We start from the raw sequence: 22,729 nt of genomic DNA, 5'->3' as shown, positions 1-22,729 counted from the left end.
CTGCCCTAAGCCATACACCACTCCGTGATGTGGAACACGTTCTACTAGCATTGAAGCACAAGCCGGGCGACTAGCAAAGGAAAGCTCATTCAGACCTTGCCCGGACAGCAGAACCTGTTCTATTTTCTGAGGACAAGGAAAGGAGCCCACCGTGGGCACACCAGTAATCGTCGAGGCAGTACGCACCCCGATCGGAAAGCGCGGTGGCTGGCTGTCCGGATTGCACGCCGCCGAGATCCTCGGCGCCGCTCAGCGGGGCATCCTCGACCGCTCCGGCATCGATCCCGAACTGGTGGAGCAGGTGATCGGTGGTTGCGTCACCCAGGCCGGTGCGCAGTCGAACAACATCACCCGGACAGCGTGGCTGCATGCCGGACTGCCCTGGCAGGTCGGCGCCACCACGATCGACTGCCAGTGCGGCTCCGCGCAGCAGGCCAACCACCTCGTCGCCGGTCTGATCGCCACCGACGCGATCGACGTCGGAATCGCCTGCGGCATCGAAGCGATGAGCCAGGTGCCGCTCGGCGCGAACGTCGGCGAGAACGCCGGACCGCGCAGGCCCGCCGACTGGGACATCGACATGCCCAACCAGTTCGAGGCGGCCGAACGCATCGCCCGTCGCCGCGGAATCACCCGCGCCGACGTCGAGGCGCTCGGAGTCCGTTCGCAGGCGCGCGCCAAGCAGGCCTGGGACGAAGGGCGTTTCGACCGGGAAGTGCTGCAGGTGACCGCACCCGTCGTCGACAAGGACGGCAACCTCACCGGTGAGACCCGGGTCGTGACGCGCGATCAGGGTCTGCGCGACACCACCGCGGAGTCGCTCGCCAAGCTGAAGCCCGTACTCGAGGGCGGCATCCACACGGCGGGCACGTCCTCGCAGATCTCCGACGGCGCCGCCGCCGTCATGCTGATGGACGAGGCCAGGGCGCGCGCCCTCGGTCTGGAGCCCCGGGCCCGCATCATCTCCCAGGCGCTCGTCGGCTCCGAACCCGAATTCCACCTCGACGGTCCCGTCCAGGCCACGGCGCGCGTCCTCGAACGCAGCGGCATGAAGATCGGCGACCTCGACTTGTTCGAGGTGAACGAAGCGTTCGCGTCGGTGCTGCTGTCGTGGGCGTCGGTGCACGAGCCCGACATGGACAGGGTCAACGTCAACGGCGGTGCGCTCGCACTCGGACATCCCGTGGGCAGCACCGGCTCTCGGCTCATCACCACCGCGCTGCACGAACTCGAGCGCACCGACGGGTCGACGGCACTGATCACGATGTGCGCCGGCGGCGCACTCGCCACCGGCACCATCATCGAGCGGATCTAGGATTTCCCGATGAATGCACCCGCACCCGCCCGACCGCCCGGCCTCGACTCGAAGTGGACGGTCTCCTTCATCAAGTGGATGTCGAAGATCAACGTCGTGCTCTACCGGCGGACGGGCGGGCGCCTGGGCAGCAAGTGGCGGGTGGGCAGCGCCTTCCCCCGCGGGTTGCCCGTCTGCCTGCTCACCACCACGGGACGGAAGAGCGGCGAGCCGCGGATCAGCCCGCTGCTGTTCCTCGAGGACGGCGACCGCATCATCCTCGTCGCCTCGCAGGGCGGCCTCCCGAAGCACCCGATGTGGTACCTCAACCTGCGCGCGAACCCCGACGTGACCGTCCAGGTGAAGTCGCGGGTCCGGCCGATGACCGCCCACGTGGCGGACCCCGAGGAACGCGCGCGCCTGTGGCCGCGGCTCGTCGCCATGTATCCGGATTTCGACAACTACCAGGCCTGGACCGACCGCACGATCCCCGTCGTGGTCTGCACTCCCCGATAGCGTTTGTATGTACCGCCGAGTAACGGGTGCCATGTCGGGGGACTTCTTGCAGTATTGACGCGTACGGACTTGTACGACGGCCGAGGGCGAGGAATTGCAGACATGAGTACACAGGTTCAAGATCGGATACACGACCGTCGAGAGCTCACCGCGGTCCTGCTGCGTGCACTCGAGCAGCGCCACGAGGTGCTCGACGCCATCGTCGACAGCGAGGACCACGCCGAGGCCCTCACCACCGTCGCCGGGCTCCTCGACACCTCCGAGGCGTACGCGGAAGCCGTCCTCAACCTGACGTTCCGCCGCCTCACCAAGGTCGAACGGCTCCGCATCCAGACGGAACTGAAGGACCTCGACGCCACCCTCGAATGGACGTCGACGGACCGGCCGGCGAGCACCGGGCGGAACTTCCGCCTCCGGCCGTTCACCGACACCGAGGAAGACGCCGAACTGTTCCGGCGCCGCTGCGGCGAGCAGGTCGACGACGCGGGCGCGCAGTGGTCCGAGGATCGGGTCGAGAAGGAACGCACGGAAGGCCTGAGCCGAGTCGACGACGAGTCCGCCGCATGGTTCGTGTGCGAGGACACCGCGGAGAACACGGCCGTCGGCATGGTATTCGGTGAACTGTCGGGACGCGAGGTCGACGTGGCCATCTGGATCGCCCCCGACGCCCGGAAGAAGGGCTACGGCACCGCGGCCGTGAAGCACAGCCGTCAGGAGCTTGCCGCGGAGTTCCCGGGAACGGTCCTGGTCGTCCGCGCTCCCGCCTGACCCGCACGTGAGTGGCGAAGCGTGCGGGAGCACGCTTCGCCACTCACGTGCGGTGGTCGGGGTCGCGCTGTTTGGTGACGCCCTGAGCCCAGCGGTAGTCGGGCTTGCCGCTCGGTGTGCGCTGGACGGTGTCTTCCACCCACACCAGCCGCGGAATCTTGTAGCCGGCCAGGCTCTGCCGCACGTATTCCTCGAGTCCGGCGAAGTCGACGCCCCGACCGTCGCGCGCCTGCACGACCGCGGAGACCCGGTGCCCCCACCGTTCGTCGGGGACGCCGACCACGATGGCGTCGTAGACGTCGCGGTACGCCTTCACCGCACTCTCGACCTCTTCGGCGAACACCTTCTCGCCGCCGGTGTTGATCACCATGTTGCCGCGGCCGAGCAGGGTGATCGATCCGTCGGCCTCGACCCGCGCGCGGTCGCCGGTGACGACGACCGGTCGCCCGTCGACTTCCCGGAAGATCTCCCGGGTCTTCTCCGGGTCGTTGTAGTAACCCAGCGGGACGTACCCGCCCTTCGCGAACCAGCCGTCCTTCCCCGACCCCGGCTCGACGGGAACGTCGTCCTCGTCGATCACCAGGGCGTACCGGCCGGCAGGTACCCGGGGACCACCCACCTGTTTCTCCCCCTTGGTCGCGAAACCGATTCCGCCGAAGCCTGTTTCCGACGCGCCGATCGAATCGGACACCAGCAGTCCCGGGAACGCGTCGAGGAAGGCGTCCTTGATCACCGGTGAGAACAGCGCGGCCCCGGATGCCACGACACCCAGGCTCGACGTGTCGGTGCGCGACGGCTGATGCGCCTCGATCAGCGGCCGTCCCATCGCGTCGCCGGTGATGATGAGGATCTGTACCTTGTGCCGCTCGACGAGTTCCCACGTCCGGTCGGCGTCGAACTTCGATTCCAGCAGCACGGTGTTTCCACTGAACAGCGCGGTCAGCGTCGGCATCATCGCGGCCGCGTGGATCAGCGGCGGCAACGCGAACCACAGGGTCGGCTCACCCTGCGACCCGACCCGCGACTGCTGGTACTCGTCCTCGATCGCCTCACCGGTGTAGAAGTCGAGACCGCCCGCGAGGACGCGCCAGATCGCCTCGTGCGTCCACACCACACCCTTCGGACGTCCGGTGGTGCCGCCGGTGTACATGATGAACAGGTCTTCGGAGCTGCGTTCGCCGAAGTCCCGGTCGCCACTGCCGGACAGCGCCTCCTCGTACGGCACCGAGTCGCTGGGCACACCGGCGCCGCCGAGATCGTCCTCGACGACAACAGTGTGCCGGATCCTCGGCAGCGAAGGCAGGACCTCCGCGATGCGCGGCGAATAGAGCCGATGATGGACCACGGCGTCGAGTTCCGCGTTGCCGTAGACGTAGGCGAGTTCGTCGCTGGTGTAGCGGTAGTTGATGTTGACCGGGACCGCACGAATCTTGTACGCCGCCAGCAACGTCTCCATGGTCTCGATGGAGTTGTGCAGATGCACGCCGATGTGCGAGCCGGCGGTCAGCCCGACCTCCAGGAAGTGGTGGGCCAGCCTGTTGGCGCGGTCCTCCAGCTCGCGGTAGGTGACGCGTCGGGCGCCGCAGATCAGCGCCACCCGTTCCGGCATCGCGTCGACGGAATGCTCGAAGAGGTCTGCAAGGTTGTAAGCCACGGGGGGGCGTCCTCTCTCAGACGACTGTGAGTGGTAGGGGTATTCCTCGATCGGTGAACGCGAAGTCGGCTCCCGTGCTGAACCGGGTGAGCGCCACCTCGGGTGCTTCCTTCGCGGGCGGCTCACCGATCACGATCTCCACGGTCAGCACCGCTTCCGTCTCCTCGACCACCTGCACCGCGAACCGCGGCGACACCCCGCGCACGAGCGCAGTCAACGGCCCGAGGTGCTCGGCGTCGATCATGGACGGCCACGCGCCGTCCTCCCCGGCTCCGCAGTTCCGGCCGAGGGTCAGCAGCGTGCGGTCGCCGAGGGTGATCGTGACGTCCACGTACTGACGGGGATTGAACGCCGGATGCACGGCGAGGACGACGGCGAGACCCTCGAGATCAGCGGGCAGCCCGAGCGCGTTCCGGATCCGTTCCGACGTGAGGCCGGCGATGCCGGTGAGTTGCTTGCGCGCGATGTCGAGTGCGGCTTCGGCATCGGTGCGGGCCCGCACCGCGAGCAGGAAACCGAGGGTCAGCAGGTGCTGCTGCAGGCACACCTCCTCCGCGATCCGGGTCAGAGCCGAATGGGAGAAGTCCGGGAACCGCAGGTCGTCGAGGAGCGCACCCGCGTAGTCGTGCTGTCCCGGCCCGCCGGTGACGATCGGCGACAACTCGACCGTCGCCGCCCGCGACTTCCCCACCGTCACCAGCCCTTCCGGAATCGGAGGTGGCACGTTTGTGTCGTCGATGGTGACCGTCCAGAGGCAGTGCGGTGTCCGGTCCGCAGGTCTGCGGGGCGGACGGTGCACGGGACGCACCTGCGCGTGCGGGTTGGTGGCCAGTGCAGTGGCGTCGAACGTCGGGTCCTCGATGTCGTGGCACATCGCCGTGACGTACTCGTCGCCCATCGGTTCGACGTCCATCAACGCCCCGCAGTGATCCAGCCAGAACTCGCCGTGATCGTGATCGGTGACGTGGTACCGGAAGTCCATGAACTGGGGCGGCGCACCGATGTCGAGTTGCAGACCCTTGAAGATCGTCACGACGCCGTCGCCCTCGAATCCCAGCGCGCGTTGCATCCGCCGCGTGTAGAGGGGGCTCGACGCCATCCACTCCTCGATCGCGACCTGCGTCATGCCCTCGCGACCGAACGCCCCGATCAGGTGCGGCATACCGGAGCGGTCGATGAGATGACCGCACAGGAGCAGTTCCGGAACGAGAATCGCGAGATCCTCGCGGGACAGATCGGCGAACGACGACGGAACCTTCACCGTACTCACCACAGCGGGACCGGGGCCTTGCCGACCGGATACCACCCCGGCAGCCGACCGGACGTCGCGCGCTCGATCCGCGCGTTCATGCCGTCGGACATCGCGTTGTTCGTGATCATCTCGAGGAACAGGCTCGAGACGTTACCGAAGTCGAAGAAGTCACGCTGCCAGGACCATTGGAAGTTTCCGCCGTACCGAAACCAGCTGCCGCCGATTCCCGTCACCTGATAGTGCGTGCCGTCGTCGCGGGTGCGTTCGGACACCTGCTTCCAGAATCCGATGACGTCGCCGCTGCGGTCGTCGATGACGAACTGCTGGTACGGGTACTCCCAGCCCTCGAGCCCGTCCATTTCCTGCCCGAGTGCAAGGTCGCGGATCTCGTCCCGGCCGACGGCCATGAAGTCGTCCTTCGGCCCGTAGTTCCATCCGTACGTGGCGTCCTCGGTGTACATCTCGGCCAGCGGCTTCCAGTCGCCGAGCGATTCGCACCGCTTGTTCTCGTCCACCCAACGCTGCACCATCTCATCGAGCTCCGCACGATCGAACTGCACCTCCGGGCCGATCCTTCGATCGAACTGCACCATCAGCTGTCTCCTTCAGAGTCGTCGTCCGCGAGGATCCGCAGGGCCTGGGTCGGGCAGAAACGCACGGCGCTCTCGACTTCCGCGCGCAGGTTCTCGGGTGGGTCGGTGTCGAGGATCTCGACCTTGCCGTGCTTCGGGACGACGAAGACGTCGGGTGCCTCCATCTCGCACACGGCATGACCCTGGCACAGGTCGAGATCGGCTTCGACCTTCATCACGTGCTTCGCTTCCGGTACCTCACGGTGCACGGCTGCTGCAGCTGCACCACCATCTTGCTGTGATCGTTGCGGTACGTCTCGGAGGGTTGTGCCATCTCGAACTCCCAGTCCTGCAGAAGAATCGAGAAGATCGCCTTCAACTGCATCAGCGCGAACGCGGCCCCGACGCAGCGGTGCCTGCCCGCGCCGAACGGAATCCACGTCCAGCGGTTGACGATGTCTTCCTGGTTGGGGTCGATGTAACGCTCGGGATCGAACGTGTCGGGGTTCGGGAAGTCCTCCGCGATCCGGTTGGATATCGCCGGTGTGGCTGCCACCAGGTCGTTCTCGGCGATCCGGTAGCCCCCGACTTCGAACTCGCCCCGCGCGACGCGCAGCAGGATGATCAGCGGCGGGTGCAACCGCAGCGTCTCCTTCAGCACCGCTTCGAGTTTCGGGATCTGCCGGAGCGCCCCGAAGCTGATGTCGGAGCCGTCCGAATAGAGGTCGTCGAGTTCGGCGACCACCTGCTTCGCGTAGTCCGGGTGCCGCAGCAACTCGATCAGGGTCCAGGCCGCGGTGCCGGACGTGGTGTGGTGCCCAGCGAACATCATCGAGATGAACATGCCGGTGATCTCGTCCGCCGTGAAGCGCTCGTTGCCGTCCTCGTCCTTGATCGAGACGAGCACGTCGAGCATGTCCCGATCCTCCTTGCCCTGAGGAGGGTTCTCGATGCGCCCGTTCATGATCTCCTGGACGAGGGCCACCAACTGCACCCTCGCCTCGTCCCGCCGGCGGAAGCTCTCGATCGGGGCGTAGGCGTCGACGTACGCGATGGGGTCGGTGCCCTGCTCGAGCTCGTGGTAGAGGTGCGCGAACCGGCCGTCGAGTTGCTCCCGGAACTTCTTACCGATCAGGCAGGCCGAGGACGTGTAAATGGTCAGCTCCGCGAAGAATTCGAGGAGATCGATCTCCCCCTCATCGCCCCACTGCGCCACCATGCGGTCGACCTCGTGCGCGATCGTCGCGGCGTGGCCCTTCATCTGCTCGCCGCGCAACGCCTGGTTGTGCAGCATCTCCTTGCGACGCTCGGGGCTCGCGTCGAAGACGACCCCCTCGCCGAAGATCGGCTTCATGAACGGGTAGGCGGCCTGCTGGTCGAGATCCTCGTCGGTGGAGCGGAAGAAGAATTCGTTGGCCTCGGCGCCGGACAGCAGCACCACCTTCTTGTCGGCGAGCTGGAACACGCCGACGTTGCCGCACTCCTCCCGGACACGCCGCATCAGCGCGATCGGGTCGGTGCGCAATTCTTCGAGATGTCCGTGCTCGTGCTCACCGCCGGACACACGTTGCGGGGTAGCCAGGTTCATTATCCGTCCTTTCGCAGGGGCGCCTCGGGCTGCACCTCGATCAGCACCATGTGTGCACCGCGGGGCGCACTGACGGCGGCGACGACGGCGTCCGCGATCGCGGAGGCGCGCAGGAAGTACGAGTGCCGGGCGAATCCCCATTTCGCCCAGTCTTCGAGGACGGGTCCGATGACCTCCTCGGTGGTGTTCATCCCCATGGACGTCTGCGTGGGTCCCGGACGCACGACCGACGCCCGGACGCCGGTGCCTTCCAGTTCCATTCGCATCTGCCGGCCCATCATCTCGACACCGGCCTTCGCGGCGTTGTAGGCGCCCATCCGGGGCCGGGGGGTGTCGGCGCAATCGGATCCGATCAGGACGAAGTCTCCGCGCCTGCGTTCGATCATGCCGGGAAGGATGCGGTGCGCGAGACGCTGCGCACCGACCAGGTGGACGTCGACCTGTCCCAGGAACTGGTCCGGGTCCATCTCGTGCGCGACGGAGAACTCCAGGTCGCCGGCCCCCGACAACGCGATCTCGGTGGGACCGAGCACCTCTTCCGCCGCGGTGACGAATTCGTCGACGGATGCGGTGTCGGTGACGTCGAGGTAGTGCGCGAACGCCTCTCCCCCGTTGCTGCGGATCTTCTCCGCGATCTCCTCACAGTCGGCCACCCGGCGGGCACCGAGCGCGACGGGGTGACCGGCCTCGGCCAGCGCGTAGGCGGTCGCCGTGCCGATTCCCGACGACGCCCCGGCGACGATCGACGGGCGACGCTGCGGGTTGGGCTCGAACCTAGGCATCGCGGACCTGCACTTTCATGGGGAGGGTGGCGAAACCGCGCACGTTGGTCGAGTGGACGCGCACACTGTTCGCCTCGTCGATGTCGTAGTCGTCGATGCGGGAGACGAGTTCGGTGAGCGCGATCCGCGCTTCGAGCCGCGCCATGTGGGCGCCCAGGCAGAAGTGGGTGCCGCCGCCGAAGCTCGCGAGCTTGTTGGACGTGTCCCGGCCGATCCGGTATTCATCGGCGTCCTCGAACACCGCCGAGTCGCGGTTCGCGGAGCCGATGAGGATCAGCACCTTGTCGCCGGCGGGAATCGTCCGATCGTGGAAGTCCAGGTCGACGGACGCCGTCCGCGCGACCATCTGGCTGGACGTGTCGAAGCGCAGGGTCTCCTCCACCCACTCCGGCACCCGACTCGCATCCTCGAACACGTTCCGAGCCTGGCCCGGATAGCGGAAACCCCAGTACAGCGCATTGCCGAGGAGTTTGGTGGTGGTCTCGTTGCCCGCCACGACCATCAGGAACATGAAGGCGATGATCTCGTCGTCGGTGAGCCGGTCGCCGTCGATCTCCGCCTCGAGCAGGGCGGACGTGAGGTCCTCGGTCGGTTTCCTGCGCCGCTCGGCCAGCATGTCGGCGTAGTAGCCGACGAGGTAGAGCGACGCCTCCATCGCGGCGTGGGGCACGTCGAGGACGCCCTCCTCGCGGTGCACCACCAGGTCGGCGAGGCGCCGGAGTTCGACGCGGTCGGCCTCCGGCACCCCCATCAGTTCCGAGATCACGTCCATCGGGAGCTTGCCGGCGAACTCGCCGATCCAGTCGAACTCACCCGCCGCGAGCGCCGGGTCGAGGTACTGTCGCGTCAGATCCAGGATCCGCCCCTCCAGTTCGTTCACCCGCCGCGGGGTGAAGCCGCGGGACACCAGCTGCCGCATCCGCATGTGCCGCGGATCGTCCAGCGCCAGAAAGGACATCGTCTTGTGGGCGTGCGGACCGTAGGCCGCCGGGTCGAGCGACACCCCGTTCGCGCTCGACAGGCGCTGGTTGTCGCGGAACGCCGCGACGACGTCCTCGTGCCGGGACAACGCCCAGAAGTCGAGTTCCTCGTTGTAGTAGAGCGGCGCTTCTTCCCGCAGTCTTCGATACGTGACGTACGGATCTTCATGGAAGCCATAGTCGTACGGGTTGAACGTCACCGGATTGTGTGACACCCCGGGCATCGAGGCTGCGGTCATGGCATCTACTCCAGAATCAGCTTGGCGGAAGTTTCGAGTCGATCGGCGAATTGGGCGTAGGACCCGTATCCCATTCCGGCGCGAACCAGGCCGCCGGCGTACAACAGCTCCAGCGCCTCGAGGACGTCGGGATCGTGGCCCTCGCCCAGTGCGGTGGCGAGGCGGTCGCGGATCTCCAGCCCAATGCGGGCTCGGAGGTGTTCCACGTCGGGGTCGCGGCCGAGCAGTGCGTTGGTGACGGCTCCGGCGAGTTCGGGTTCGTCCGCCACCAGGAGAGCGATGTGGCGGAGCACGGCGACCACGCGTCCGGTGCGATCGAGTCCGTCGTCCGCCGGCTGCGGTGAGCCGGCGAGACGCCGCCAGAAGACCTCGGCGACGAGGTGCTCCTTCGACGAGAAGTACGTGTATGCCGTCGCGGGCGCGACACCGGCGATCCCGGCCACCGAACGGACGGTGAGCCCGGCGAATCCCTCTTCACGCAGTACTTCGACGGCCGCCCTGGTGAGGCGGTCGACGGTGTCGGCCTGCTTCTCGGTCAGACGGCGGCGGGTGGACTCGAAATTCATACTACTGGACACGTGTCTGGACGCTACTACAGTTACCGGCCGCTGGCAACGAAAATCGGGGCCTCACACCGGACTGCGCGGATGAATCCGCACCGGCATCGTCTTGATGCCGCTGATGAAATTCGACCGCAGCCGGGCCACCGGCCCGGTGGATTCCACGCGGTCGATTCGCGCGGCGAGGGTCTCGAACAGGATCCTCAGTTCGAGCCGCGCCAGGTGCGCGCCGAGGCAGAAGTGCACCCCGCTACCGCCGAACGCGATCTGCGGGTTGGGACTCCGGCCGATGTCGAACCGGTACGGTTCGTCGAACACCGCCTCGTCCCGGTTCGCGCTCGGGTAGTAGATCACCACCTTGTCGCCGGCCCGGACCAACTGGTCGCCGATGTACGCGTCCCGGGTGGCCGTGCGCCGAAAATCCATCACCGGGGTCACCCACCGCAGGATCTCCTCCACCGCGCTCGAGGCCAGGTCGGGCTCCGACTGCAGTCGCCGCCACTGATCGGGATGATCGATGAACGCCTGCATCCCGCCGGCGGTCGCGTTGCGCGTCGTCTCGTTCCCCGCCACCACGAGCAGGACGAAGAACATGTTGAATTCCATCTCGGTGAGCGTGTCGCCGTTCTCGTCCGGCTGCACGAGCTTGGTGACGATGTCGTCCCGCGGCTCGATGCGGCGTTGCGCGGCAAGCTCGTTCGCGTACAGGAAGATCTCGGCGGCGGCCAGCTCGCCGTCGGCCTGGGTGGTGCCGTACTCGGGATCGTCGAAACCGATCATCCGGTTGGACCAGTCGTACAGCCTGTCGACGTCCCCGGGCGGCGCCCCCAGCAGTGCCGCGATGACCTCCAGCGGTAGCGGCGCCGCCGCCTCGGGGACGAAGTCGACGTCGCGCGCCTCGAGGAGTCGATCGACGATCCGGGTACAGATGTCGCGGATGTGCCCCTCGAGCACCTTCACCGTGCGCGGGGTGAATCCGCGACTGACCAGTTGCCGCAACCGGGTGTGGTCGGGTGGGTCGAGGTTGACGAGCATGGCGGCCTGCTTCGCGCGGGTCTGCTCGTCGAAGTCGTCGATCTGGGTGGTGCCCACCGCCGACGAGAACGTCACGCTGTCGCGGGACACGGCGACGACGTCGGCGTGCCTGGTCACCGCCCAGAATCCGGTGCCGTTCTCCTCGGGTTGCCAGTAGACGGGTTCACTCGACCGCAGGTGGTCGAAGAATGCGTAGGGCACCCCCTCGGTGTAGACGTCGGGGCATTTCAGATCAATCCGAGATGCGGTCATTCACTGCTCCTCGATCGACAAACGAATGGGATGCGTCTTAAACTACACACTTTCATTTAGAATGGAAGACCGTATGCTGAGGCCATGGCGAAAGGACAGAACGCACCGATCCGACGGCGCACCCTCACCCGCGACAAGGTCGTCGATGCCGCAATCGAGATCATCGACGAGCACGGCTGGGAGCAACTGTCGATGACGAGCCTCTCGGCGCGGCTGAACGTCGTCACCGCCTCGCTGTACAACCACGTCCGCAACCTCGACGACATCCGCGGCGCCGTACAGGTGCGCACCATGACGGAACTCGGCGCGCACCTGCGCGAAATCGCCATGGGCCGAACCGGTCCCGACGGCCTCCGCGCCCTCGTCGACGCGCACCGCGCCTGGGCCACCCAGCATCCGCACCGGTACCAGACGCTGACCACCAGCCCGGTGGACCGCGACGCCTTCATCTCCGCGGCACTCGATGCGAACACGGCGCTGCGCACGATGCTGGCGTCGTGCGGACTGCCGCCCGAGGACACCCTCGACGCGGCCGTCAGCATCTTCGCCGCCATGCACGGTTTCGTCATGCTGGTGAACACCGATTTCCTCGGCGACGAACTCGACCTGGACTCGATCTACGAATCGGTGCTGCGCGGAGCACTGTCCAGCGTCGGGTGGCCGGAGCGAACGCACACCCCGTCCTGAAAGGCCATTACCCCAATTGTTGCCGTTCTCAGGCCCAGGCGTCAGAAGGGTTCGGCCGCCACGTCGAGATCGCGGCGATCACGTTCGCCGACACCCGGGCCCACGCAACAGCCGGCGACACCGTTCGGTTGCCGCGAATCCCTCGCGCGCCCGGGTGGTCGGCACGTCGGAGGAGATCACCTCGTCCCCTAGCCCGCCGGCGCGTGGAGAGACGACACTGGCGGTGAGCTGGCCGCGCAGGCTCACCCTCGGTACTGCGAGGAAACCGGGCGACGACATCACTCGAATTCGGGGGCCCGCCCACCGCCCCACAACTGCTCTGTGAGGTCCTGGAAACACACGAACGTGACGGGGTCATCCTTCCGGCGCAACACCGACCTGCTCACCGCTGCACGCACAACGAAACCTTCGCGATGGGCGAGTTCGATTACCTTCCCCGCAAAGTCCCGCAGCAACGCCACCGATGCGGGGCCGCCCGGCGACGACGCCGAAACGACCACGTCCGCGACCGAACACCCGGCAAACCAGTGCTCGGGATACCCCAGCATCCGCTCGAGTGCCGGGTTGGCATGCACAATCACCCCCTCTTCATCGACAGCGAGGGCGGGAACCGGAAGCCGCTCGAGCAACCTCAGCGCCGGAAGCTGCTCCAAATAGCACAGCGCGGTGTTCGGGTCCGACCGTCGCCTGTCCCTACCCGGCCCTGCCGACGCCCACCTCCGTCTCACCCAGCGGACCAACACATCGAACCGTGCCAGACCGAACAGTGGAGGCAACGTCGATCGTCGGCCAGATCGTGGAATTATCGTTGCCTGCGATCGTCCGTCACCCGCACATTCACCGGGAGGACACTGTCGAACAATTTTGGTGCAAAACAACATACATTCTCTCCGTGCGTAATTCCGACACCAAGTGCTCGGCTATCCGCGGGCCTCTGCGTCAGCTTCATTGGGCCGCTTTCGCCCAGGCACAAGTCGATTCCACGAGCCGCTATCCGCCGCCAGAGCGACGTGATCACCGAGAGTATTTGCGCTCGTGCTATTTTCGACCTTGATTCGTACGCGGCGTCGCCCGCCGCGTACTGCGGGACGATTTCACTCGCCCGTGCGGGACGCGGGTTCTGCCGATGTAGGCGTCGAGTTCCCGCGGCGTGATGCATTCCATAGTAGTGGCACGGGGTCGAAAGACTTATCCCTACGGGACGTAGGGCTGATCATTCCGGGACACGTCGCGGCCGGCCGCCTACGACGAAGTCGTGGCCCATGTGATGCCGGACCATTCAATCACCGCTCACCGTGAGGCGGAACCCACCAAGTCCGCCAACTCGTCGAGCGACCACGGCGGTTCGGTCTCGTGGTCGCGGTAGGCCAGCGCCGTCGGCGTCGGCCGGTCGAATCTGCCGACAAAGCACCCTGATCCGGCGAAGATCCCGCCGGTGATTCCGGCGGCGAGGTCGGTGGCCAGGAACGCGTACAGCTGGGCGACGTAGTCGGCGGGTGCCGGATGCAGCGAGCCGTAGCGCGTTGCGTCGTCGAGCATCCCGCGTCTGTGCAGTTCCTCGATGTGCCGCTCGTACTCCGCTCCCACCGACAACCGGGTCTTCGCACCGGGGCACACGACGTTGGCGCGGACGCCGGACTCGGCCAGTTCGGCCGCGATGGCGAGGGTCAGGCTGTTGACCGCCCCCTTGCCGGCGGGATATCCGGTTCCGCCGTAATCGCCGAGGAACGCGAACGAACTCGTGTTCACGATGGCTCCGCGCCCCCGTTCCGCCATCAGGGGCGCCGCGGCCCGGCACGTACGGAACGTCGCCGTCAGGTGCGCATCGACGAGTTCGCGCCACTGTTCGTCGGTGACGGTGAGGATGGACGACCCGGCAGGCTCCGCGACGCCGGCGCAGTTGATCAGCACGTCCACCTGGCCGAATGCACATTCCGCGGCGTCGACCAGCGCCTCCGCGACGCCGTCGACGGCGGCCGAACCAGCCACCGCGATCGCCCGGCCACCGCCGAGCACGATCTCCTCGGCGACCTTCTCCGCCGCATCGGGATCACGACCGTTGACCACCACGCCGGCTCCCTCCGCCGCGAGCGCGTGCGCGACCGCCCGGCCGATCCCCCGGCTCGAGCCGGTGACGACGGCGCCTCGCCCGTCCAGCCGTCTCTCGTCGCGTGAATTCATCGCACCTCCGGCAACTCGTCATTGCGGCATCCAGTTGTTCAAACTATAGTCCAGACACATGTCCAGTTTTCAGAGATCGCTGTGACACCCACCCGATTCGGAAGCGAAAATCCATGACTCTGCGCCCCACCGACAGCTCCGCTCTCCTGATCGACGGCAAACTGATTCCCGGTTCCGGCGGCACGTTCGAGGTGATCAACCCGGCCACCGAGGAGGTACTGGGGAGGGCCGCCGACGCCAACACGTCCGACATGGACGCCGCGATCGCAGCGGCCCGGCGGGCCTTCGACGACACCACGTGGTCCCGCGACCACGCCTTCCGCGCCCGCTGCCTGCGGCAGCTGCGCGACGTATTGCAGTCCCACATCGAGGAACTGCGCGACATCACCATCGCCGAGGTCGGCGCCCCCGCCTTCCTCACCAACGGACCGCAACTCGAAGGCCCGGTCGCCGACCTCGGGTACTTCGCGGACCTCGCCGAAAGCTATTCCTGGGAACAGGATCTGGGCATCGCCACACCGATGGGCATCAAGACCCGCCGACGCGTCCTCAAGGAGGCCGTCGGCGTCGTCGGGGCCATCACACCGTGGAACTTCCCGCACCAGATCAACTTCGCCAAGATCGGCCCCGCGCTGGCGGCCGGCAACACGGTGGTCCTCAAGCCCGCCCCCGACACTCCGTGGTGCGCCGCCCTCGTCGGGCATCTGATCGCCGAGGAGACCGACCTCCCGGCCGGTGTCGTCAACATCGTCACGTCGAGCGACCACTCCCTCGGCGCTCAGCTCTCCACCGACCCCCGCGTCGACCTCGTGTCGTTCACCGGATCGACCACGACGGGCAAAGCCGTGATGGCGGCCGCGTCCGATTCGCTGAAGAAGGTGTTCCTCGAACTCGGCGGCAAATCGGCGTTCATCGTGCTCGACGACGCCGACCTCGCCGGTGCGTGCGGGGTCGCCGCGTTCACCGTGTCCACCCATGCGGGGCAGGGCTGTGCCATCACCACCCGGCTGCTCGTTCCCCGCGAGAAGTACGACGAGGCGGTCGAGGCCACGGCCCGGACACTCCGCGGATTGCACGCGGATGATCCTGCGAAGCCCGGCACCATCTGCGGTCCCCTCATCTCCGCGCGGCAACGCGCCCGCGTCGAGGACTACCTGCGGCTCGCGCGTGAAGAGGGTGGCACGATCGTGGTCGGGGGTGGCCGCCCGGCCGATCGGGACCGCGGATTCTTCGTCGAACCCACTCTGATCGCCGGCCTCGACAACACCGCGCGGGTGGCGCGGGAAGAGATCTTCGGACCCGTGCTGGTGATCATTCCCCACGACGGCGACGAGGACGCGATCAGCATTGCCAACGACTCGCCGTACGGGCTGTCCGGGTCGGTGTGGGGCGCGGACCCCGCACGCGTGAAGCGAGTGGTCGACGGCGTGCGCACCGGAACGCTCAGCGTCAACGGCGGCGTCTGGTATTCCGCCGATGCCCCGTTCGGCGGTTACAAGCAGTCCGGAATCGGCCGCGAGATGGGTGTGGCCGGCTTCGAGGAATACCTGGAAACCAAGCTGGTCGCGGAACCGGCCCAGTAAGAGGGAGTCAATCGATATGGGACGTTTCGACGGGAAGACCGCCATCGTCACCGGCGCCGCCCAGGGCATCGGCGAGGGCTACGCGCGCGCCCTCGCCCGCGAGGGTGCGAACGTGGTGGTGGCCGATCTCAATGCGGAGCTCGGTGAGACCGTGGCCAAGCAGATCAGCGCGGACGGCGGGATCGCGGTGTTCAAGGACGTCGACGTCGCCGACGAGGACTCGGCGAAGCACCTCGCCGATTTCACGGTCGAGAAGTTCGGCGGCATCGACCATCTCGTGAACAACGCCGCGATCTACGGCGGCATGAAACTCGACCTCCTCATCACCGTGCCGTGGGACTACTACAAGAAGTTCATGGCCGTGAACTTCGACGGCGCCCTCAACGTGACCCGCGCGGTGTGGCCGCACATGAACAGCGGCGGTGGCGGATCGATCGTCAACCAGTCGTCCACGGCCGCCTGGCTGTACTCCGGTTTCTACGGACTCGCGAAAGTCGGGATCAACGGCCTCACCCAGCAGCTCGCCCACGAGGTGGGCGGCATGAACATCCGGGTCAACGCCATCGCGCCCGGACCGATCGACACCGAAGCCACCCGCACCGTCACGCCGGGAAATATGGTGGCAGACATGGTCAAGACGTTGCCGCTGAAGCGGATGGGCACCCCCGACGACCTCGTCGGCGCCTGCCTGTTCCTGCTCTCCGACGAGGCCGGCTGGATAACCGGGCAGATCTTCAACGTCGACGGCGGACAGATTTTTCGGTCATGACCACGACCGAACAGGTATCCGTCGGCTACATCGGCCTCGGCAACATGGGTGCGCCCATGGCCAAGCGGCTGCTGGACCGCCCCGGCGGACTCATCGTGTGCGACACCCGGCCGGAGGCGCTGGAACCGTTCGGCAAGGCGGGCGCGAGGGTGACGTCGAGCCCGCGGGAGGTGGCGGAGAACGCGGACGTCATCTCGGTGACCGTGCTGAACGACGAGCAGGTGCGCGCGGTCGTCACACAGATCCTCGACACCGCGCGGCCGGGCACCGTCGTGGCAGTGCACTCCACCATCAGCGACGTCACCGCCGTCGAACTCGCCGACCGTTGCCGGGCGCACGGCGTCGACCTGATCGACGCGCCCGTCAGCGGCGGCGCCCCCGGCGCGCTCGAGGGGAAGCTCGCGGTGATGGTCGGGGCGAGCGACGACGCGTTCGAGAAGGTGCGGGAGCCGTTCGGGCACTGGGCCGAACTCGTCGTGCACGCCGGAGATGTGGGCGCGGGAACGCGGATGAAGCTGGCCCGCAACCTGCTGCATTTCATCTCGTTCACGGCTGCCGCCGAGGCGCAGCGGCTCGCCGAGGCCGCCGGTCTCGACATCACCGAACTCGGCAAGGTTGTCCGGCACACCGACGCGATCACCGGTGGCGCCGGCGCGATCATGCTCCGCGACACCACCGACGCTCTCGACGAGACCGACAACTGGTACCCGATCATGACCCACGTCCGGGACCTCGGGGAGAAGGACCTGTCGCTGGCGATCGGGCTCGGCGAACGACTCGACGTCGCGCTGCCGCTCGCCCGGCTCGCGCTCACGGGCCTGGGTCCTGGACTCGGCGTCGACAGCACCGTGGACAAGAAGGAGCAACCATGACCGACGACACCCGCACCCGCGGCCTGGCCATGATGGAGAAGGTCTACGGATTCGAGATGCAGGACGGGCCCGGCGCGCATTTCGCCGTCACCGCCGACCACCTGTTCGCCGACATCTGGTCGCGGCCCGGGCTGAGCATCCGCGACCGCCGGCTTCTCCTCCTCGGTGCGCTCACCGCGCAGGGGCTCGTCGACGTCGCCGAGATCCAGGTGGGGGCGGCCCTGCACAACGAGGAACTGGACGAGGACCAACTCCGGGAGATCGCGCTGTTCCTGTGCCACTACGTGGGCTGGCCGTTGGGGACGAAACTCGACTCGATGATCGGCGGGGTGCTACACAAGCGGAAGAAAGCGGCCAGAGCGGCCGCCCCGGATGCAGAGGCCACATGAGCACCGAACACCTGACACCAGAGCTTCTCCGACTCGCCGACTCCACGCCCGGCTTCATGCCGGAGGACGAGGGGACGGCCCTGCACGAGGCCGCGATGCAGTACCTGCCCCCCGGCGGGGTAGGCGTCGAGATCGGCACGTACTGCGGTCGTTCGACGATCTATCTCGGGGCGGCGGCAAAGGCGCGGGCCGCCCGCATCGTCACGATCGATCACCACCACGGTTCCGAGGAGCATCAGCCCGGCTGGGAATATCACGAACCGGCGTTCGTCGACCCGCACACCGGTCTGCTCGACACGGTCGGCCGGTTCCGGCACACGATGGCCGACTCGGGGCTCGAGGACTACGTCGTGGGTGTGCTGGGCCGGTCGTCGACGGTCGCGACGTTCTGGCGCACTCCCGTGCACTTCGTGTTCATCGACGGCGGCCACACGTCGGAGGCGGCGTCGGCGGATCTCGAGGGGTGGGCGCCGTGGGTGAACGTCGGCGGCGCCCTGGTGATCCACGACGTGTTCCCCGACCCGGCGGACGGCGGACGCCCGCCGTTCGAGATCTACGAACGGGCGCTGGCGACAGGACAATTCAAGGAAACGTCCGTCACCGGGTCGCTTCGCGTCCTCGAGCGGGTGGGCGGTCAGACAGGCGAACCGCTGGCGTGACAGTAGTCGCCGCAGCGGTCGAGGCCGATCGGTAGTCCCACGGGCAGCGCCGCGTCCCGGAAGATCCCGTGTCCGGGCGTGGTGCGGGACAACGCGTCCGCGGCGAGGATCATCGCCCCGCCCGTCCACGTGGTCTGCTCGACCGGCCACCGCTTGCCGTCGCTGTAGACGAGCCCCGTCCAGTACGAGCCGTCCGGATCCCGCAGATGCTGCATGGCGGTGAACTGTGCGAGCGCGCGGCTGTGTTCCCCCATCGCGTCGAGCGCCAGCACCAGTTCGCATGTTTCGGCGCCGGTCACCCATGGCCGGTGGTCAACGCAGCGGATGCCGAGTCCCTCGACCACGAAGTCGTCCCACCGCGACGCGATGCGGTCCGACGCGACCTCACCACGGACGGCGCCCCCGAGGATCGGGTAGTACCAGTCCATCGAGTATTCGTCCTTGATCGCGAACGCGTCCGGGTGCTGCCTGATCGCGTGACCCAGTGTGTATTTCGCGAACTCCCATTCCGGCTGCGGGTCGTCGACCAGCCGGGCGAGGAGCAGCCCGCAGTGCAGGCTGTGGTGAATGCTGGAGTTCCCGGTCAGCAGCGCCTCGGGGCAGTCCTGACCGTTCTCGCCGCGGGCCCACCAGATTTCGCCGCTCGACGACTGCATGTCGACGACGAAATCGAGACCGCCCTGCACGGACGGCCACAGGGTGTCGACGAAATCCCGGTTACCGGTGATCAGGTAGTGGTGCCACACCCCCACCGCGAGATAGGCGCAGAAGTTGCTGTCGGAATCGTGATTCTCCACGGCCCCGTCACGGAACTTCATCGGCCACGAACCGTCCGGTCGTTGTGCGCGCCGCGACCACTCGTACGCGCCCTCCGCCTCGTCGATCAGGCCGGCGACGGTGAGTGCCATGGCAGACTCGACGTGATCCCACGGGTCGGTGTGCCCACCGGGAAACCACGGCAGCGCCCCCGACGACTCCTGCGCTGCCGCGATCGACCGTGCCGTCTGCCTGACCTGGCTCTCCGACAACACGTTCGGAACCGACGGGACGCCGGCGGCTCTCACCGCGGCGCCTTCACCACGCTCGGTTCCCTCGGCTTCTCGAGGTAGAACACGACGCTCTTGCCGACCACGGGGTTGAGGACCTTCTCTGCGGTGCGCGTGAGCCAGGGGGCTTTCATCATGTCCCACACCAGAACCTGGTGGTACGCCTTCGCGAGGGGGTTGTCGTTGTTTTCCACCCCCACCGCACACTTGAGCCACCAGTACGGCGAATGGAGGGCGTGGGCGTGATCCCGGCCCCGGACCTCCAGGCCGGCGGCCGTCAGCTTCTCCGCCAGCTCGTCGGCGCGGTAGATGCGGACGTGGCCACCCTCCACCTCGTGGTACGCGTCGGACAGCGCCCAGCAGATCTTCTCCGGCAGCCACCGCGGAACCGTCACCGCCGCAACACCACCCGGCTTGAGAATGCGGGTCAGCTCGGCGATGGCCCGGCCGTCGCGCGGCACGTGTTCGAGGACCTCGGAGATGAGAACCACGTCGAACGTCGCATCCTCGTACGGCAGGTTCAGCGCGTCGCCGACCTCCACCCGAGCCGAGGCTCCCGCCGGGACCTCACCGACCTCGGCCATCGCCACGAACATCTTCTCGACATCCGCAAGTTCGTCGGCGTTCTGGTCGAAGGCGATGACGTCGGCGCCGCGTCGATACAGCTCGAACGAGTGCCGCCCGGCGCCCGCCCCGATGTCGATCACCTTGTCGCCGGGCTTCACACCCAGCCGGTCGAAGTCCACGGTCAGCACGGTCGGCCTCCTTGACGGGTCTGCGCTATCGCTTCGGCATAGGTCTGCGCGGTTTTCGCGGCCACGGCGGCCCAGCTGTAGCGCTCGAGCACGCGCCGACGGCCACCGTCGCCGAGCCGGGCCCGGCGCTGCGGATCGTCGAGTAACGCGCCCAGCACGTCCGCGAGTTCCTGGGGGTCGCCCGGCGTCACCAGCACACACGCCTCCTCGTCCGTTCCCACCACCTCGGGAATGGCACCGGCGCGGCTCGCCACCAGCGGGGTGCCGCACGCCATCGCCTCGACGGCGGGCAACGAGAAGCCCTCGTACAGCGACGGGACGCACGCGACGTCGGCCGACGCCAGCAGCGACGCCAGTTCGGCGTCGTCGATACCCGACACCGTCCGGACGACGTCGCCGATAGCCAGCTCCTCGATGAGCTTCTCCGTCACTCCGCCGGGCGCGAGTTTGGTGACCAGCACCAGTTCGACGGCGCGCTCGGTGTGCACCTTCGCCACCGCCTCGAGGAGCGTCGACACCCCCTTGAGGGGCATGTCGGCGCTGGCGACGCACACGACGCGGCCCGGGACCCGTGCGGCGGCCGGGGGCCGGAAGATCTCGGTGTCGACGCCCAACGGGACGGTCCGCAGGTTGTCGGCGGGAACGTCGAAGGCCGCGCTGATGTCGTCGGCGGAGGACTGCGACACCGTCAGCAGCGCGGGGATGGCACGCGCCACCCGCTTCTGCATCCGCAGGAATCCGTACCAGCGCCGGACCGTCACCTGGCGCCACCACTTCGCCGACGCCAGGTCCAGTTCCCGGTCGCGGGTGATCGGGTGGTGGATGGTGGCGACGACGGGGAGTCCGGCCTTCTGGAGTTGTAGCAGCCCGTAGCCGAGGCACTGATTGTCGTGCACCACGTCGAACTCGTCGGCGCGCTGCTTCAGCAGTCGCGCGGCGCGGAGGCTGAACGTGAGCGGCTCCGGGAACCCGGCCGTCCACATGGTCGCGACCTCGAGCACGTCGACGGCGTCGCGGAACTCGCGTGGGTGCGGCGTTCTGAACGGATCCGGCTCGCGATACAGGTCGAGGCTGGGGACCTTCGTCAGCGTCACCCGCGGGTCGACGTCCGGGTACGGCTGCCCCGAGAACACCTCGACCTGATGGCCGAGTTCGACCAGCTCACGGCTGAGATGGCGTACGTACACACCCTGCCCACCACAGTGGGGCTTGCTTCGATACGACAAGAGTGCGATGCGCACGGACTTCGGCCTCTCCTCGAGCAGTTGGCAAGCAATACTAGAACACGTTCCTACTCGGGTGTGCCCTCATCCCATCCAACCGCACTCACTCATCCCACCGCGGTCGACTCGCGCAATCCCTCGAGTTTTCCGGACAGACGGCCCAGGTACGCCAAGACCTCTTCCTCACTGCGGTCGGGCAGTCCGTACACGACCTCGGTGACGCCGAGGTCCTTCCACCGCCGCAGTTTGTCCACGTCCGGCTTGCCGTCGAGCACCACGATCCGCGGTTCGCCGGCCCGGCCGGCCTCACGCCACATCCGTCGTAGCGTCGCAACGCGGTCGTCGATGTCCTGCTCGATCGGAGTGGTCATCCACCCGTCGGCCGATTTCACGATCCATCGGAAGTTCTTGTCGTTGCCGGCGGCGCCGACGATCACCGGAGGCACCCGGGACGGCTTGGGCCACGCCCAGCTCGGACCGAAGCTCACGAACTCGCCGTCGTAGGACGCCTCGTCCTGCGTCCACAGCGCACGCATCGCCTCGAGGTACTCGCGCAGCATCGTCCGGCGCCGTCCGGGCGGAACGTTGTGATCGGTGAGCTCGTCCAGATTCCACCCATACCCCACGCCGAGGGTCACCCGCCCGCCGCTGAGGTGGTCGAGCGAGGCGATCGTCTTGGCCAGCGTGATCGGGTCGTGCTCCACCGGCAGCGCCACCGACGTCCCCAGTTCGATCCGCTCCGTGACCGCCGACGCCGACGCCAGCGCCACCCACGGGTCGAGGGTGCGCATGTAGCGGTCGTCGGGCAGCGAAGCGTCGCCCGTCTGAGGATGCGCCGCATCGCGTTTCACCGGAATGTGCGTGTGCTCGGGCACGTAGAACGAGTCGAACCCGTTGGCCTCTGCACCCCTCGCAGCCGAGGCCGGCCCGATCCCGCGGTCACTCGTAAACAACGTAATGCCGAATTTCACGAATTCTCCTTGGCCGTGAGCCTTTTCCTTCTTGCACACTAACTTCTGGACACCTGTTTATCAATGTGTCCAAACAACTCTCCAGTTTCTCCGCGCAGCAGG

General features: G+C 67.2%; 24 protein-coding genes. 9 read left to right on the top strand and 15 right to left on the bottom strand.

Annotated elements, in window-relative coordinates; all coding sequences use genetic code 11:
• The first annotated feature begins 151 nt into the window (after positions 1-151).
• The 3 genes from RHA1_RS22830 (at position 152) to RHA1_RS22820 (ending at position 2,578) form a co-directional block, all read left to right on the top strand.
• Entirely contained in the window at positions 152-1,315 is a 1,164-nt protein-coding gene (locus tag RHA1_RS22830; protein WP_011597025.1) for a steroid 3-ketoacyl-CoA thiolase, read from the top strand.
• Positions 1,316-1,324: 9 nt separating this feature from the next.
• The gene (locus tag RHA1_RS22825; RefSeq protein WP_011597024.1) at positions 1,325-1,810 is read left to right on the top strand and encodes a nitroreductase family deazaflavin-dependent oxidoreductase; all 486 of its coding nucleotides are present in this window, start codon (positions 1,325-1,327) and stop codon (positions 1,808-1,810) included.
• 102 nt (positions 1,811-1,912) lie between these two features.
• Positions 1,913-2,578: a GNAT family N-acetyltransferase gene (locus RHA1_RS22820; RefSeq protein ID WP_011597023.1), complete on the top strand. Its 666-nt coding sequence runs from the start codon at positions 1,913-1,915 to the stop codon at positions 2,576-2,578.
• A 43-nt stretch (positions 2,579-2,621) separates the two neighbouring features.
• Here RHA1_RS22820 and RHA1_RS22815 read toward each other — a convergent pair whose 3' ends face one another.
• The 9 genes from RHA1_RS22815 to RHA1_RS22775 all read right to left on the bottom strand — a co-directional run bounded on the left by RHA1_RS22815 (position 2,622) and on the right by RHA1_RS22775 (position 11,492).
• Entirely contained in the window at positions 2,622-4,232 is a 1,611-nt protein-coding gene (locus RHA1_RS22815) for an acyl-CoA synthetase (RefSeq protein WP_011597022.1), read from the bottom strand.
• Between the two features lie 16 nt (positions 4,233-4,248).
• Complete coding sequence (locus RHA1_RS22810; protein ID WP_041811879.1) at positions 4,249-5,505, bottom strand: hypothetical protein; 1,257 nt, start codon at positions 5,503-5,505, stop codon at positions 4,249-4,251.
• On the bottom strand, positions 5,499-6,077 hold the full coding sequence (locus tag RHA1_RS22805) for a hypothetical protein (protein WP_011597020.1): 579 nt from the start codon (positions 6,075-6,077) through the stop codon (positions 5,499-5,501). Before RHA1_RS22805 ends, RHA1_RS22810 begins: the two co-directional genes overlap by 7 nt.
• The gene (locus RHA1_RS22800) at positions 6,077-6,292 is read right to left on the bottom strand and encodes a ferredoxin (protein ID WP_005244574.1); all 216 of its coding nucleotides are present in this window, start codon (positions 6,290-6,292) and stop codon (positions 6,077-6,079) included. The genes RHA1_RS22805 and RHA1_RS22800 overlap by 1 nt, the downstream gene beginning before the upstream one ends.
• The gene (gene cyp51, locus RHA1_RS22795; protein ID WP_005244575.1) at positions 6,292-7,644 is read right to left on the bottom strand and encodes a lanosterol 14-alpha demethylase; all 1,353 of its coding nucleotides are present in this window, start codon (positions 7,642-7,644) and stop codon (positions 6,292-6,294) included. Before cyp51 ends, RHA1_RS22800 begins: the two co-directional genes overlap by 1 nt.
• Complete coding sequence (locus RHA1_RS22790) at positions 7,644-8,426, bottom strand: SDR family oxidoreductase (protein WP_011597019.1); 783 nt, start codon at positions 8,424-8,426, stop codon at positions 7,644-7,646. Before RHA1_RS22790 ends, cyp51 begins: the two co-directional genes overlap by 1 nt.
• Positions 8,419-9,645: a cytochrome P450 gene (locus RHA1_RS22785; RefSeq protein ID WP_009477737.1), complete on the bottom strand. Its 1,227-nt coding sequence runs from the start codon at positions 9,643-9,645 to the stop codon at positions 8,419-8,421. The genes RHA1_RS22790 and RHA1_RS22785 overlap by 8 nt, the downstream gene beginning before the upstream one ends.
• Positions 9,646-9,650: 5 nt before the next feature.
• On the bottom strand, positions 9,651-10,211 hold the full coding sequence (locus RHA1_RS22780; RefSeq protein ID WP_011597018.1) for a TetR/AcrR family transcriptional regulator: 561 nt from the start codon (positions 10,209-10,211) through the stop codon (positions 9,651-9,653).
• 63 nt (positions 10,212-10,274) lie between these two features.
• Positions 10,275-11,492 carry a cytochrome P450 gene (locus tag RHA1_RS22775; protein ID WP_011597017.1) on the bottom strand — a complete coding sequence of 406 codons (1,218 nt, stop codon included), beginning with the start codon at positions 11,490-11,492 and terminating at the stop codon, positions 10,275-10,277.
• Positions 11,493-11,576: 84 nt separating this feature from the next.
• On the opposite strand from RHA1_RS22775, the gene RHA1_RS22770 reads away from it, so the two are divergent.
• On the top strand, positions 11,577-12,179 hold the full coding sequence (locus RHA1_RS22770; RefSeq protein WP_011597016.1) for a TetR/AcrR family transcriptional regulator: 603 nt from the start codon (positions 11,577-11,579) through the stop codon (positions 12,177-12,179).
• Positions 12,180-12,457: 278 nt separating this feature from the next.
• Here the strand turns inward: RHA1_RS22770 and RHA1_RS22765 are convergent, their stop codons facing one another.
• Complete coding sequence (locus tag RHA1_RS22765; RefSeq protein WP_237727021.1) at positions 12,458-12,922, bottom strand: PAS domain-containing protein; 465 nt, start codon at positions 12,920-12,922, stop codon at positions 12,458-12,460.
• Between the two features lie 547 nt (positions 12,923-13,469).
• The gene (locus tag RHA1_RS22760) at positions 13,470-14,360 is read right to left on the bottom strand and encodes an SDR family NAD(P)-dependent oxidoreductase (protein ID WP_011597014.1); all 891 of its coding nucleotides are present in this window, start codon (positions 14,358-14,360) and stop codon (positions 13,470-13,472) included.
• A gap of 113 nt (positions 14,361-14,473) precedes the next feature.
• On the opposite strand from RHA1_RS22760, the gene RHA1_RS22755 reads away from it, so the two are divergent.
• From RHA1_RS22755 to RHA1_RS22735, 5 genes are read left to right on the top strand one after another with little or no spacing between them, the layout of a single operon-like run.
• A complete protein-coding gene (locus tag RHA1_RS22755) occupies positions 14,474-15,943 on the top strand; it encodes an aldehyde dehydrogenase (protein ID WP_011597013.1) in 1,470 nt (489 codons plus the stop codon).
• Between the two features lie 16 nt (positions 15,944-15,959).
• A complete protein-coding gene (locus RHA1_RS22750) occupies positions 15,960-16,712 on the top strand; it encodes an SDR family oxidoreductase (protein WP_009477729.1) in 753 nt (250 codons plus the stop codon).
• Positions 16,709-17,584, top strand: coding sequence for an NAD(P)-dependent oxidoreductase (locus RHA1_RS22745; protein WP_011597012.1), 876 nt, complete (start codon positions 16,709-16,711; stop codon positions 17,582-17,584). Before RHA1_RS22750 ends, RHA1_RS22745 begins: the two co-directional genes overlap by 4 nt.
• A complete protein-coding gene (locus RHA1_RS22740; protein WP_005244588.1) occupies positions 17,581-17,973 on the top strand; it encodes a carboxymuconolactone decarboxylase family protein in 393 nt (130 codons plus the stop codon). Before RHA1_RS22745 ends, RHA1_RS22740 begins: the two co-directional genes overlap by 4 nt.
• Positions 17,970-18,632, top strand: coding sequence for a class I SAM-dependent methyltransferase (locus RHA1_RS22735; RefSeq protein ID WP_009477727.1), 663 nt, complete (start codon positions 17,970-17,972; stop codon positions 18,630-18,632). Before RHA1_RS22740 ends, RHA1_RS22735 begins: the two co-directional genes overlap by 4 nt.
• Here the strand turns inward: RHA1_RS22735 and RHA1_RS22730 are convergent.
• From RHA1_RS22730 to RHA1_RS22715, 4 genes are all read right to left on the bottom strand, one after another.
• The gene (locus RHA1_RS22730; RefSeq protein ID WP_011597011.1) at positions 18,608-19,696 is read right to left on the bottom strand and encodes a prenyltransferase/squalene oxidase repeat-containing protein; all 1,089 of its coding nucleotides are present in this window, start codon (positions 19,694-19,696) and stop codon (positions 18,608-18,610) included. The two genes, RHA1_RS22735 and RHA1_RS22730, sit on opposite strands and share 25 nt — an antisense overlap.
• The gene (locus RHA1_RS22725; protein WP_011597010.1) at positions 19,693-20,433 is read right to left on the bottom strand and encodes a class I SAM-dependent methyltransferase; all 741 of its coding nucleotides are present in this window, start codon (positions 20,431-20,433) and stop codon (positions 19,693-19,695) included. The genes RHA1_RS22730 and RHA1_RS22725 overlap by 4 nt, the downstream gene beginning before the upstream one ends.
• A complete protein-coding gene (locus tag RHA1_RS22720; protein ID WP_011597009.1) occupies positions 20,427-21,674 on the bottom strand; it encodes a glycosyltransferase family 4 protein in 1,248 nt (415 codons plus the stop codon). The genes RHA1_RS22725 and RHA1_RS22720 overlap by 7 nt, the downstream gene beginning before the upstream one ends.
• A gap of 89 nt (positions 21,675-21,763) precedes the next feature.
• Positions 21,764-22,627: an LLM class F420-dependent oxidoreductase gene (locus tag RHA1_RS22715; protein ID WP_009477723.1), complete on the bottom strand. Its 864-nt coding sequence runs from the start codon at positions 22,625-22,627 to the stop codon at positions 21,764-21,766.
• Positions 22,628-22,729: the final 102 nt, after the last annotated feature.

It is taken from the genome of Rhodococcus jostii RHA1, from assembly GCF_000014565.1.
Lineage (GTDB): Bacteria > Actinomycetota > Actinomycetes > Mycobacteriales > Mycobacteriaceae > Rhodococcus_F > Rhodococcus_F jostii_A.
The sequence above is the reverse complement of the archived record's forward strand: the minus strand, read 5'-3'. Positions and strand labels throughout refer to the sequence as shown.